Origin of the sequence: Ferrimonas lipolytica (assembly GCF_012295575.1) — a bacterium.
Taxonomy (GTDB): domain Bacteria; phylum Pseudomonadota; class Gammaproteobacteria; order Enterobacterales; family Shewanellaceae; genus Ferrimonas; species Ferrimonas lipolytica.
The window spans coordinates 1,872,297-1,885,756 of the sequence record NZ_CP051180.1; the positions used below are offsets into that span (position 1 = coordinate 1,872,297).

Here is a 13,460-nt window from a genome sequence, read left to right on the forward strand (position 1 = left end):
AGCTTTCTTAACATTATCATTTTAGGTGTGTATCACTACCCCATGGCCGATAAGCCCTGACCGGCTTTGGACAATAGTTGGCTGTTGTATCTCTATTTCACCCGGTATCGCCGTTAGTAATTGTGTTAACTCGGTTGCTGATAGTGCCACACCAAGCTGTTGCTCGTTCCTAAGCCGAAACTGATGCAATGCATCACAATTAGTCAGCCAAAGATTTTTCGCCCCCTCGAGAGACTGCTTAGCAAGCTGGTTAAGCACTCGATCAACCCCTGTCAAAAGGTAACTAAAAAACGCAGCGCTTACTGCCGACTTTAACTTCGACAAACATTGATCAAGCTGTTGGCTGCGATACTGAAACTGCTGCTTGTTGTTATTGGAATCACCACGACGGTGCTCGAGTTGATAAATGGTTTCTGCGAGCAACAATAATGGCCTCGTCAGCTCCACCTGTTCGAATCGCCTAATGTCCTCAATTTCTTGCTTAGCTTGTAGTGTAATCGTTGACTGTTGGTGATGCATCAGAGCAACAAAACGACCGCCTTGTTTGAGCATGCGGACGGCTTCTGCCAAAGCCGCTTCAGTATTGCCATACTCCAGCCCAAATTGAGAGATCACCAGATCAAACTGATTGGAAGCGAATGGTTGTTTCTCAGCTTCTACTCCCATCAAGGTCAACACGTTATCTATCGGTTTAACATCGGCGAGATCCGTCGCCGTCCAGCGCCATTGAGGACGATTAATTGCAACAATTGCATCCCCCTGCCCTGTCGCAATATCCAATGCGTGGACAGAATCGCCTAACATAGCGGTATTGGTTTGCCAAAAATCGGCCATCGCCGCACGTAATTCAGCGTCTGCAATTACTGCACCGTCTGAGTTGCTCCAATAACTATCCCAGTGATCCATCGCCTTCCCCAAAAACAATTCAGATAAACAAAAGGGAGCCGAAGCTCCCTCATCATGTTTACTAACTCAACTTAGAAACGCTGGGTGTAAGTAACCAAGTAAGTACGGCCATACAGGTTGTACAAGTCGGTGTTGTAGCTCAAGTTGCTGTCCAACTCTGGATCTTCATCAGTCAGGTTACGCACTGCCAAGCTTACGGTACCTTCCCAGTTGGTCTGGTAGTTGTAGGTAACGTCGAAGGTAGTATGTGAGTTGATCTTACCTGACTCTTCGTAAGTTACCGGATCGGTATCTTCTGACTGGCTATCGATGTATTGGGTCAGGATAGAAGCCGAATGACTGCCCATTTCCCAATCAATAGTCCATGTGGCACGGTACTCAGGCAAACCGTTGCGACCAACCATATCGTTGGTTGGGCCATCGAAGTACTCTTCGTCTTCGTAGCTCAGTACCCAAGTGACATCTAGGTTAGTACCAAACTCACCAATTTCAGTTTCAAAACCGGTGTAGTTAAGGTTGATATCCACACCGTCGGTATCGAAACCATTACCGTTAACCAGTGGCGTTGTTGCTTCTAGTAGACGACCGTTTGGATCGTCACCAGCTCGCACGATTTCTGCACCGTTTGACAGGTTGCCGTAACCCACGTTCGCTTCTTCAGTCAGCAACGAGTCTAGCGAGATAAAGGTAATTACGTTGTCGATAGACAGGTTGTAGTACTCAACCTTGGCACTGAACTCGTCGGTAATGTTCCAGATAACACCTAGGTTGTAGAAGTCAGACTCTTCCGCATCTAAATCTTCGTTAGCGGTACGGGTTACGTCGTACTGGCTTTCAGTACAGTCGTTAGCGCTAGTGCCTTGAAGTTCACAGTAGCGGTAATCGGTCGCGTAATCGGCACTGAACGAATCAGCAGCGTACAAATCAGACAGTGCTGGTGCACGGAAGCCTTGCCCCCAAGAGGCACGGATAACTACGTCTTCCAATGCTTGGTAACGTAAGCCAACCTTTGGCGCCACGTTGTCACCGAAATCGGAGTAATCATCGTAACGCAGTGCAAAGTTCAGCTCTAAATCGTCGGTTACTGGAACCACTGATTCGGCAAAGATTGCCCACACATCACGGTCGCCGCCGGAGCCATTACCTGAAGAACCAATAACTTCGCCGTTGGCAGACTCTTGGTCTACTTCAGAGCTGTAGCTGTAATCTGCCCATTCAGTACCGACGTACCAACCGACCATGCCTGCTGGCAGTTCGATTGCTTCGAAGTTGATACCGAAGTTGATGCTGTGGAAGTCCATGAAGTCTTGAGCAAGAACGTCGTGGCTGATCGCTGCAACAACAGACTCGTCATTGCCTTCAGGGCCGAAATTAAACTCGCCTGACTCAACCAGCGCTTCGACAGTTGGGCGGTGAACGTAACCGCTACCGTAGTTGCTGTTTTCAGCACGGTTAAAGTGGTAGGTCAGATCCCAACCGAAATCATCGTGCTCACCCTCCAGTGCAAACTGGATATCGGTAGAGTAATCGATAGTAGTGGAATCGCGGGTGCCTACGTCGGTAAAGCGGTAGTAAACACGACCGGCGTTTTCATTGGTGGAAGAGCCAGTATTTACGCCGTCGACCCAGTTTTGGATCTCAATTTGATCGGCATCAACGTTAAACCAACCAGCAGCTGGTGCGTAACGACCAAAGGTTTCGTTACGGCTAAACAGCGCTTGGGTGTTAAAGGTAATTTCGTCGGTGATGAAGTATTCACCGTTGATATAACCAGCGGTGTATTCACGGGCTGCGTGATCCGCGCCTTCAGCGGTGTAATCGTAACCACAGATGTAATCGCCGTCGCCGTAATCATATACGTGACCGCCGCCAACCATCTTATCGTTGTTACACGCTTCCATTGGGCTGAAGGCAAACGTGGTCATATCTAAGAAGTTACGAGCGTATGCGGATACACCAGTGGTGTCATTATAGAACTGCTCATCGAGGCCAGTTGAGCTACTAAACCAACGATCGCGCTGGTAAATGATGTCACGATCCTGGTGTTCAACCGAGAACGATACCGAACCTTTGTCGCCGGCAATACCGCCAACAACGTGAGCTTTCCACTCGTCACCACCGTCTTGCTCGGGCGAAGAACCAGTTGCAGAGATCTCAAGGCCTTCGTAGCCTCGCTTCATGATGATGTTAACTACACCAGCAACCGCATCAGAACCATATACCGCAGATGCACCATCAGTCAGAACTTCAATGCGATCAATCGCCGCTGTTGGAATGGTGTTTAAGTTAACCGCGCTGCCACCCATAGTTGGTGAACCAGGCATGCGCTTACCGTTGATCAATACCAAAGTACGATCGGCGCCGGCACCACGCAGGTTAATATTTGATTGGCTTTGCCAAGTACTACCAGAGCTTTCAGAGAAAGAGCCGAATGTATTTAAGTTACTTTGGCGAAGTACGTCTGCTGCAGATAAAGCACCGGTCTTCGCAAAGTCTTCGGTAGTAATTAACGTTACCGGCGAAGCGCCTTCCAGATCGGTACGTTTAATACGAGAACCGGTAACTTCAATACGTTCCACTTCTTCATTTTCTTCCGCCGCAACAGTAAAGCTTGTTGTCCCTAAGGCTACTGCTGTTAACGAAGAATAAATTAACCCTTGGCGTACCGCCTTGGATACTGAGGATTCCATAGCCATTGAACATCTCCCTTATTTCATCGTCATTATTTGGATCAAAGGTGCGATGAATTATTTATTTAAATTGACTGCAACCATGCATTCACAACAAAATATTCATCATAACAACATGTTGTGTCAACTCACCCGAGGTTAACCCTTATAGGTAAATGTTAACTGCCAGTTAAATGAGATAATTAAAGGTGACAATTACAAATTGACCAATCACTTGGTAATACAACAGTAGAGCGCTACATCGTTTAAAAAAAAGAATGGTTACGCAAATGTTACAACCTAGACATTAAATTAACGTCCATTCTAAAAAAAATTTGAAAACAATTTGTTTTTCAGCCTAAAAGTGACTAATAAACCAGCGTAACAAAATTCGAATGGACAATAGAAACAGGTTGTTCACTCATTGAAAGTGCAGTGATAACAGAGGCTAAGGGGAGATAATAATTGAGGAAATTATTATCAAGAAAAGCCCGAGCAATATACTCGGGCTTTTTCGTCAGTTAGATATTTTGCCTAATGACAACTTAGAACTTCAGGTTGAAGTTCGCATAGAAGTAACGGCCTAAAGTATCGTAAGTGTATGGGTCAGTATTTGAATCGTTGTAACCGGTGTAGTACGGCGGCTCTTCATCCAAGAGGTTGTTTACGCCTAAACGAACCGTAGTGTGATCAGTAAATGCGTAAGAACCAGATAGGTCGTGGTAGATGATGGAGCCTGTCGTCGCCGAATTACACGCAGATGGGTCATCAACACAGCTGGAACTATCCATATCGCCAATGTAACGCGCTTGGTAGTTTACATCCCACTTGTCGCCAGATGCAGTTACACCCAAGTTTGACTTCCACTCTGCGTAACTACCGATGTTACCGGTAATCAAGCCAGCGTAATCTGTGGTTTCACCAGCGACTTCAACCTTGTACTCATCCAGGTAGGTTGTATCTGACGTTATACGCCAGTCAACGTTCGCCATTTCAAAGGTGTAGGTTAAGTTCAAGTCGAAACCGGAAGTTTCTTCAGAACCAATGTTCTGTAAGCCGTTATCAAACGCAATACGTTTAGAGTTATCGATGTTGATGTTCGACGACTGACAAACCGCATTATCGGTGTTGATTGGATTGCCTGCACTATCCATACATAAATCTACAATATACTGAGCATCAATCTCAGCAATCGCGTTATCGATTTCGATTTTGTAGTAATCCAACGTTGCCGAGAAGCCTTCTAACATCTCAGGTTCGATAACCATACCTACGGTAATGGTGTTAGCTTCTTCTGGCGTCAGAGCGTCGTTACCACCAACTGTTACTTCGGCTTGGTCTTGGGCAATATCGTGTTCGATATACTCAAACGATGTTGCTGCACCACCATATAGCTCGTCCACGCTTGGGGCACGGAATGCGGTAGAGGACACACCACGGAACATCAATTGATCGTTAACACGCCAAGTAGCACCCAATTTCCACGTGTAATCAGAACCAAAGGTGTTGTAATCGAAGTAACGCGCCGCAGCAGTCATCTCAACGCTTTCGGCAAACGGCTTATCTTCCAGTAATGGGATAACAAATTCCGCGTATAGCTCGGTAACGTCGAATTCCCCCTGAGTTGACTCAGTAGCTGGGTCGTTGGCGAGACCTTGAGCCGTTAATGAATCAGGGATAAACCACGCTTCCTCTTCGCGGTATTCAATACCGCCTGCCATGGAAACCATACCGGCTGGTACTTCAAACAGATCTCCGGAAACCGAAACGGAGAACATTTTCATTTCGCTGCCACCGGAGTTTTGCTCGGTGTAAACGTATTCGTCTAGGTTAGCCCACGCTTCTTGGTCTAGTGGGTTGAAGCTTTGATTGTCGATATCTTCCTGAATCGACCCCATGTTAACCAAGTTGTCAAGGCGATCTACCGAGTCGTTCCGTCCATAGTTAAGGGCAGCATCCCAAGTCCAGCCATTTTCAAACTCGCCTTCCAAGGCAAGAACTACACGCACCGTATCAACAACCTGATCAAAGTCTCGGGTACCAACATCAGTTAAACGGCGACCGTAAGAGAGTGCTTCACCTTCGGTAAATGGATTAGAGGCTCCCGTATCCATCCAATCAGCGTACTCAAAATCAAACCATACCGGTTGCGGTGCCATTGATTGCTCAGAGGTCCGTTTGGTATAGGTAGTTTCGATGCTGCCAGTGGTGGTTTCGGTTAACTCATAAGTACCGACCGCGGTTAGGTTGATACGCTCCATTGGCGTGTAGAGGTAACTTGTAAGGGAATAGTTATAGAAGTCATCATCGCTAAAATCACGCCACGAGTTATCATCGTCACCTTTGTACTTGCCATCTGCAGTCCAGATGGTGCCGCCTGGAGCATACGATGAGCCGCCACAGTACAAGTTATTATCGCTATCTTCAGAAATTGGGCAGTCTGAGAAACTACGGTCGCCCTGGCTGGCTTCGCCGCGGTCAGTGTATTGAACACCAACAACAATGTTACCACGGTCAAAACTGCCACCCATGGTCAAATCAATAGAGGTCTCTTCTGCATCCCCTTCACCGGAGGTACCGGTTTGAGCGTTCAATTCAAAACCTTCGAAATCACGCTTCAAGATGATGTTTACTACACCAGATACCGCATCAGAGCCATATACTGCGGAGGCACCATCTTTAAGGATCTCAATACGTTCAATCATCGACACTGGAATGGTGTTTAAATCTACGGTTGACGCCGCACCGGTACCCGATGCGATCATTCTACGGCTGTTAACCATTACCAATGTACGTTGTGAACCTAACCCACGTAGGTCGATGGTCGCGTTACCCTGAGAACCGTTGTTCAGACCAGGGTTGGTCATTGCACCACCTGTCGACGTTAGATCTTGCAGCACACTGTCGATGGACGTAACCCCCATCGCTTTAAGGCTACTCGCATCAATAACGGTTACTGGACTAGCTGACTCCATGTCAGAGCGCTTAATTCGAGAACCAGTTACTGCGATACGCTCAACATTATCCGCACCATCTACTTCGGCCGCTAGAGCGGAAGTTGTTGTCCCTAAGGCTACTGCAGTTAAAGAAGAAAAAATTAACCCTTGGCGTACTGCCTTGGACACTGACGATTCCATAGCCATTGAACATCTCCCTTATCACTATTTTATTTTTTTAGTAAATACGTAATGAATCATTTCCCATCACACAATGAAACCTCGTATTCACAACAAAATATTCCGCATAACAATATAATGTGTCAACCCTTACATTTGTTAATAGCTAGTGTGAAATGTTACAGCGCGGAAATTGCCGATAATAAAATAAATTAAATTAAAAAGCACAAACATTGCAGATAGCCAGCGGCAACAACCGGTATACACAAACAGCGCAAATGTTAATCCCGTGTAACCATTGGGATTTGTAAATAAGTGTATGTTTTGTAAATTATCGATAAAAGATTTTTTATGCACATAGAAAACCACTTTTCGCCAAGAAACCCATCGAAACGATCAGTTGTAGCTAGTCGCAATGAATAACAATCAGTGAAATGTGAATGACAATTCAGCCGCAAAGCTAGCTACACAACGTTCCATCGACTGATTTATGTTTATTGCCGATAAAGGCACGTTGCTGGCAGGTTAAAGCTGGACAAAAGCAAAGTTGCATCTGAACAATTATTGCACCATTTCACATAACGCTTCATTGCTGGTATTTCCCATAAGGTTGGTTGGTTATTGCGCCACTACTAGTGGCTACCGCCCTTCTAATGCTTATTGCCATATGGATGAGCTACTAAAATTAATATGAGTAAATTTAATTTTGTTATAACCATAAAAAAGCCCGAGCAAATGCTCGGGCTTTTTTTAAGTTTAATAGCTAAATCAATCTATTATTTAACTGCATTTAGCAGCATAAAAAACTGACTCATTGATACTATTAAAATCTACTTCGAATTATTAGAACTTCATGTTGAAGCTAGCGTAGAAGTAGCGACCTAAGGTGTCGTAGGTGTACGGATCAGTGTTGGAATCGTTGTAGCCAGAGTAGTACGGTGGCTCTTCATCCAATAAGTTGTTTACACCAACACGAACGGTTGTGCTATCAGTAACGGCGTAAGCACCGGACAGATCATGGTAGATGATCGTTCCTGTGGTAGGCGAGTTACAGCTAGATGGGTCATCAGCACAGCTAGCGCTGTCTAAGTCGCCAATGTAACGTGCTTGATAGTTTACGTCCCACTTGTCGCCAGAGGCACTAACGCCCAAGTTCGATTTCCACTCAGCGTAACTACCGATGTTCTGGGTAATCAGGCCGGCGTAATCGACGGTCTCGCCAGCAACTTCAACCTTGTATTCGCTCAAGTAGGTTGTGTCTAACGTTACGCGCCAGTCGATGTTCGACGTTTCAAAGGTGTAGGTAAAGTTAATATCTACACCAGAGGTTTCTTCAGAACCGATGTTCTGCAAACCGTTGTCGAAGGCGATGCGGTTAGAGTTATCGAAGCTGATGTTCGACGACTGACATACTGCATTATCAGTATTGATTGCGTTACCCGCATTATCCATACACAGGTCGACAATGTACTGAGAGTCAATCTCAGCAATCGCGTTGTCGATCTCGATGCTGTAGTAATCTACGGTTGCAGAGAAACCTTCCAAAAACTCTGGCTCAATAACCACACCTACGGTGATGGTTCTGGCTTCTTCTGGAGTTAGTTCTTCATTGCCACCAACGGTTACTTCAGCTTGATCTTGAGCGATGTCGTGTTCTACGTATTCAAACGAAGTCGCTGCGCCGCCGTATAACTCGTCAACACTTGGGGCACGGAATGCGGTAGATGATACACCACGGAACATCAACTCAGAGTTAACGCGCCAAGTTGCACCCAACTTCCAAGTGTAATCAGAATCAAAGGTGCTGTAGTCGAAGTAACGAGCCGCAGCCGTCATTTCAATGCTTTCTGCAAATGGCTTGTCTTGCAACAGCGGTACTACGAACTCTGCATACAGTTCAGTAACGTCAAAGCCACCGCTGGTTGATTCGGTCGCAGGATCGTTAGCTAGACCTTGAGCGGTCAAAGAGTCAGGCGTGAACCATGCGTCCTCTTCACGGTATTCAACACCAGCAGCCATCGACACATAGCCTGCAGGAACTTCAAACAGTTCTCCGGCAACAGAAGCAGCAAATACCTTCATCTCACTGCCACCAGAGTTTTGCTCGGTGTAAACGTATTCGCTTAAGTCCGCCCAGCTTTCTTGAGCCAGTGGGTTAAATTTCATGGTGTCGATATCTTCTTGAATCGAACCCATGTTAACCAAGTTGTCGAGGCTGTCAGTTGAATCGTTACGGCCGTAGTTAAGCGACGCGTCCCAAGTCCAGCCACTTTCGAACTCACCTTCCAGTGCCAATACAACGCGAACCGTGTCAACTACCTGAGAGAAATCACGAGTACCAACGTCGGTCAAACGACGACCGTAAGACAGCTCGTCACCAGCTTCAAATGGGTGATCGGCACCGGTATCCATCCAATCGGCGTACTCAAAATCAAACCATACTGGCTGCGGAGCCATCGTTTGGTCAGAGGTACGTTTGGTGTAAGTAGTCTCAATGCTACCGATGGTGGTATCGGTTAACTCATAAGTACCTACCGCAGTCAGGTTAATACGCTCCATTGGCGTATACAGGTAGCTATCGGTGGAGTAGTTGTAGTAGTCGTCGTCACCAAACTCACGCCAAGAGTTGTCATCATCCCCTTTGTAGGTGCCATCTTCAGCCCAGATGGTGCCACCTGGGGTGTAAGAAGAACCACCGCAGCTCAGGTTGTTGTTATCGTCTTCAACGATCGGACAATCAGAGTAGCTGCGATCGCCTTGGCTGGCTTCACCACGGTCGGTGTACTGAACACCAATAACGATGTTGCCGCGATCGAAACTGCCACCTAGGGTTAAATCAATGGAAGTTTCTTCAGCATCACTTTCGCCAGACATGCCTGTTTGTGCATTTAATTCAAAGCCTTCGAAATCACGCTTCAAAATAATGTTAACCACACCAGATACGGCGTCAGAGCCGTAAACCGCTGAAGCACCATCTTTGAGGATCTCAATACGCTCAACCATGGACACAGGAATGGTATTCAAATCGACCGTTGATGCTGCGCCGGTACCAGATGCAATCATACGACGGCCATTTACCAGTACCAAAGTACGCTGCGCACCTAAACCACGCAGATCGATAGTCGCATTACCCTGAGAGCCGTTGTTTAGGCCTGGGTTGGTCATCGCGCCACCAGCAGAAGTCAGATCTTGCAGCACGCTATCAATGGAAGTTACGCCCATTGATTTTAAGCTGTCAGCATCAATAACGGTTACTGGACTGGCTGATTCCATATCGGAACGTTTGATACGAGAGCCCGTTACAGCGATGCGCTCAACGTTATCTGCACCATTATTCTCTTGAGCAGTTGCGAAGCCTGCTGTTCCCAATGCCACAGCGGTAATCGAAGAGAAGATCAAACCTCGACGTACTGCTTTGGATACTACTGATTCCGTAGTCATAGTTTTATCTCCCTTGTTTCATCTTTCAGGTTGTTCACACAAACATTAAATGAATTAATTTTTATAATTTATGAATACAATCCCGCATCCATTACCCAATAATCTTCACAATATATTGTTGTGTCAACACAAGTAATGTTGGTTGAATTAACCAGTTGTTAATTGAGCGTTAGCTTTCTTGTGGGGTAAATTCGCCAAATTGGTGGAAATTGAACTTAGATCCCACTATGGCGGGGTTTAGGCTGCAGTCAGGTTTGTAAGGCATTTGTTTCGATTTTCATTCGGATTATTCAGACAAACCAAAAAAAATAAAATTATTAATAACATCATTAATAATAGTTCTTGCGCTAGCGACTGAAATCCACATGTGGCGACACTTTCACCTAGGTTGCGGATTGCTAGCGGTACAATAAAGCCGCAAAAGAGTAATAAATATTAATAAAATAGAAAATTGAAATGACTAAAGCATAATCACATACAAATAATAACAAGATGAAATAGAGATATGATTTGAGCTTACAACAACACCATGTTGTTAATTACTCGCCCTATTTGGCAACGCAAATTGTCAGAATACTATTTCTGGCGGAAACTCAGGCACTCATTCATGCATGCTGCATAATTAGTCAAAAAATGCACTACTCAATAGTCTTAGTTGGCACTTTTCATCTAAATTCGAATACAAGGATGCAACCAAGATATTGCCGTTCTAATACTGTAAATGCGCGACTAGACAGCCCCAATACAAAAACAATGGCACACTGCCGTTTGAGCCCATAGCCGTCGCGAAACAACCTCCGCAAACGACAATAGTGGTATCACTTAAGACAAACTTAGGCAGCTAAGCCGACGCAACGCAGCTAAAGCGCTTTACTCTTGCCTAGTTTGGCTCTGCTAAAACAGAGGCGACGAATTACCTGCTAGGCATATACCACAAGTGTTGTGACGCTATTGAAAGGCTGTGTCGTAGTTAGTTGTTGAGTCAAGTCTTCGGCTGTACCGATTGTGTTTGCTAGAGGCTATGTCGCGGCTGCGGCGACACATTCTTATATGCATTAGGGCGGAGCTTCGCCCCCTTTGTCTTAGGCCACAGTCCAAAACGCGTCGCTGGACTGCTCCAATGCGGCAGAAACTCAACGGCGGTAGTACTTCCCCTTGCATTAAAACTCGCCTAGCCAGTGCTTTAACAGCATTGGAAAGAACAACACTGAGTTGGTACACAGCCTATTGCAACGGCCAACCTTATTATTGTAGTAACACGTTGAGGCAGGATAATTTACAAGGGGCTATAGAACGAATAGAAGCGATATGAGTGCCCCCACGGATGTGGGCGCACTTGAGGCAGGACTACTACTTGAGTAGCGGATGATCAGCTGGCAATTTACCGGCTATCCACTTAACCAGTCGATGACGAAAATTCTGGGCACTCTCTTGAACCGCAGGCAGTGGCGCGATCAATTTATCATTAACCAACAATCGGTAAATCGCTTCAACCTTATTGTCAGCAGAGTCCGTGGGGCTGAATGAGCTATAACCAGCCTTAACCGCATACGCTTGCCCAATCTGCATTGCAGTCTTAAGTAATTCTTTCTCGTTCTTGAGCTTCTTCATCACTTCCCCGTCTTGATAGACCACTTGTACTTCAAGGTAGTTTATAAACTATGCGCGTCCACCTTAACTGAAATAACCACAGCATCGCCATGACCAATGCCACATTCGTTAGCAAATTAGACATTCAGATCAGTATCTTAATTTAACCTAGCTGTGGTATATTCGCGCTCCGGCTGTGCTTGGCCTGCAAGCATATTCGGTAGATGCCGAAATCGAAGGATTTAGCATGACAAACCCTCTGTTTCAAAAAGACATCATCTCCATTGCCGACCTGTCCCGGTCCGAACTTGAGTTGATCGTCACCACGGCCCAATCCATTAAAAAAAAACCACGGCCAACCCTACTGTCTGGCAAAGTCATCGCCAGTTGTTTTTTCGAAGCCTCCACTCGCACTCGACTCTCATTTGAGACCGCAGTCTATCGACTTGGCGGCAGCGTCATCGGTTTTGATTCCGGCGGTAACACATCATTGGCGCAAAAAGGGGAAACCCTTGCCGACTCCGTTAATGTAATTGGTTCCTACAGCGATGCATTTGTAATGCGTCATCCGCAAGATGGTGCCGCTCGTCTTGCCAGCATACACGCCAACGTACCAGTGATTAATGGTGGTGATGGCGCTAACCAGCACCCAACCCAAACATTGCTCGACCTGTTCTCAATTTATGAAACGCAAGGCACCCTTGAAGGCTTAAAGATCGCCATGGTTGGTGATTTAAAGTATGGCCGCACTGTGCATTCGTTGACTCAGGCGCTAGCGCTGTTTGGCTGTGAGTTTTTCTTCGTTGCCCCGGAAGCACTGCAGATGCCGGCGTACCTATGCGAAGAGTTAGATTCAGCTGGTGTTAGCTATCAGTTCAGTAACGAACTAGAGGCAGTATTGCCACAGCTGGATGTGCTCTACATGACTCGAGTGCAAAAAGAGCGCTTTGACCCAACCGAATATCAGCACATGAAATCTCAGTTTGTGTTGAGTGCAACCATGCTCCATGACGTAAAGCCGAACTTCAGAATTCTGCACCCTCTGCCTCGCGTCGATGAGATAACCACTGACGTTGATGCAACCCCATACGCTTATTATTTCCAGCAAGCGGAAAATGGTGTCTATGCCCGTCAGGCGTTATTGGCGCTGGTATTAACTGAGGATCTGTAAGATGAACAAACTCCAAGTTGAAGCAATTGAACACGGTACCGTTATCGATCACATCCCAGCGGGGATGGGGGTACGTATTCTAAAGTTCTTCCAGCTGACCGATAACGGCGAACGCATTACCGTGGGGTTAAACCTACGTACCAGCGATGGTGGCAGCAAAGACCTTATTAAGGTCGAAAACACCACCTTCTCTAAAGAGCAGGCTGACCAATTGGCTTTATTTGCCAGCAGCGCCACCATGAATCTGATCAACAACTTTGAGGTTGTTGACAAGTACCAAGTGCAACTGCCGCAATCGATTGATCGTATACTGCAATGCCCAAACAGCAACTGCATTACCCAGCATCAACCGGCTCAAACTCGATTTTACGTAAACCACAGCAACTGCACGCCCACGTTGAAGTGCCAATATTGCGAAAAGAGTTTTAGCGTCGGGCTATTTAAAGAGCTTAATTAATAAAGGCTGCCCAGGCTTGTTCTGGGCCGCACTTCTCATCCAGTAAAAATACCGCAACAATTTCCCCACCTATTAAGTTTGGCGGTGTACCAACTAAGTGTTGTTCTTTC

At 46.2% G+C, this 13,460-nt stretch carries 7 protein-coding genes; 2 read left to right on the top strand and 5 right to left on the bottom strand.

From position 1 onward, the window contains the following. Positions 1-21: 21 nt before the first annotated feature. From HER31_RS08690 to HER31_RS08710, 5 genes are all read right to left on the bottom strand, one after another. The gene (locus tag HER31_RS08690) at positions 22-906 is read right to left on the bottom strand and encodes a class I SAM-dependent methyltransferase (protein ID WP_168660206.1); all 885 of its coding nucleotides are present in this window, start codon (positions 904-906) and stop codon (positions 22-24) included. Between the two features lie 71 nt (positions 907-977). Continuing rightward, positions 978-3,602, bottom strand: coding sequence for a TonB-dependent receptor (locus HER31_RS08695; protein ID WP_168660207.1), 2,625 nt, complete (start codon positions 3,600-3,602; stop codon positions 978-980). Between the two features lie 518 nt (positions 3,603-4,120). Beyond that, positions 4,121-6,718: a TonB-dependent receptor gene (locus HER31_RS08700; protein ID WP_168660208.1), complete on the bottom strand. Its 2,598-nt coding sequence runs from the start codon at positions 6,716-6,718 to the stop codon at positions 4,121-4,123. Between the two features lie 816 nt (positions 6,719-7,534). Further along, positions 7,535-10,132, bottom strand: coding sequence for a TonB-dependent receptor (locus HER31_RS08705; protein WP_168660209.1), 2,598 nt, complete (start codon positions 10,130-10,132; stop codon positions 7,535-7,537). A 1,350-nt stretch (positions 10,133-11,482) separates the two neighbouring features. Beyond that, complete coding sequence (locus tag HER31_RS08710) at positions 11,483-11,743, bottom strand: DUF5062 family protein (RefSeq protein ID WP_168660210.1); 261 nt, start codon at positions 11,741-11,743, stop codon at positions 11,483-11,485. A gap of 226 nt (positions 11,744-11,969) precedes the next feature. Here HER31_RS08710 and pyrB point away from each other — a divergent pair, with 226 nt between their 5' ends. Further along, positions 11,970-12,893 (top strand): aspartate carbamoyltransferase, encoded by a 924-nt coding sequence (pyrB, locus tag HER31_RS08715; RefSeq protein ID WP_168660211.1) that lies wholly within the window; start codon positions 11,970-11,972, stop codon positions 12,891-12,893. A 1-nt stretch (position 12,894) separates the two neighbouring features. Continuing rightward, positions 12,895-13,350: an aspartate carbamoyltransferase regulatory subunit gene (gene pyrI / locus HER31_RS08720; RefSeq protein WP_168660212.1), complete on the top strand. Its 456-nt coding sequence runs from the start codon at positions 12,895-12,897 to the stop codon at positions 13,348-13,350. Positions 13,351-13,460 lie beyond the last annotated feature (110 nt).

Coding starts and splice junctions, on each gene's coding strand:
- HER31_RS08705 (WP_168660209.1), bottom strand. CDS start 10,132: ATGACTACGGAATCAGTAGTATCCAAAGCAGTACGTCGAGGTTTGATC.
- HER31_RS08700 (WP_168660208.1), bottom strand. CDS start 6,718: ATGGCTATGGAATCGTCAGTGTCCAAGGCAGTACGCCAAGGGTTAATT.
- pyrB (WP_168660211.1), top strand. CDS start 11,970: ATGACAAACCCTCTGTTTCAAAAAGACATCATCTCCATTGCCGACCTG.
- HER31_RS08710 (WP_168660210.1), bottom strand. CDS start 11,743: ATGAAGAAGCTCAAGAACGAGAAAGAATTACTTAAGACTGCAATGCAG.
- HER31_RS08690 (WP_168660206.1), bottom strand. CDS start 906: ATGGATCACTGGGATAGTTATTGGAGCAACTCAGACGGTGCAGTAATT.
- HER31_RS08695 (WP_168660207.1), bottom strand. CDS start 3,602: ATGGCTATGGAATCCTCAGTATCCAAGGCGGTACGCCAAGGGTTAATT.
- pyrI (WP_168660212.1), top strand. CDS start 12,895: ATGAACAAACTCCAAGTTGAAGCAATTGAACACGGTACCGTTATCGAT.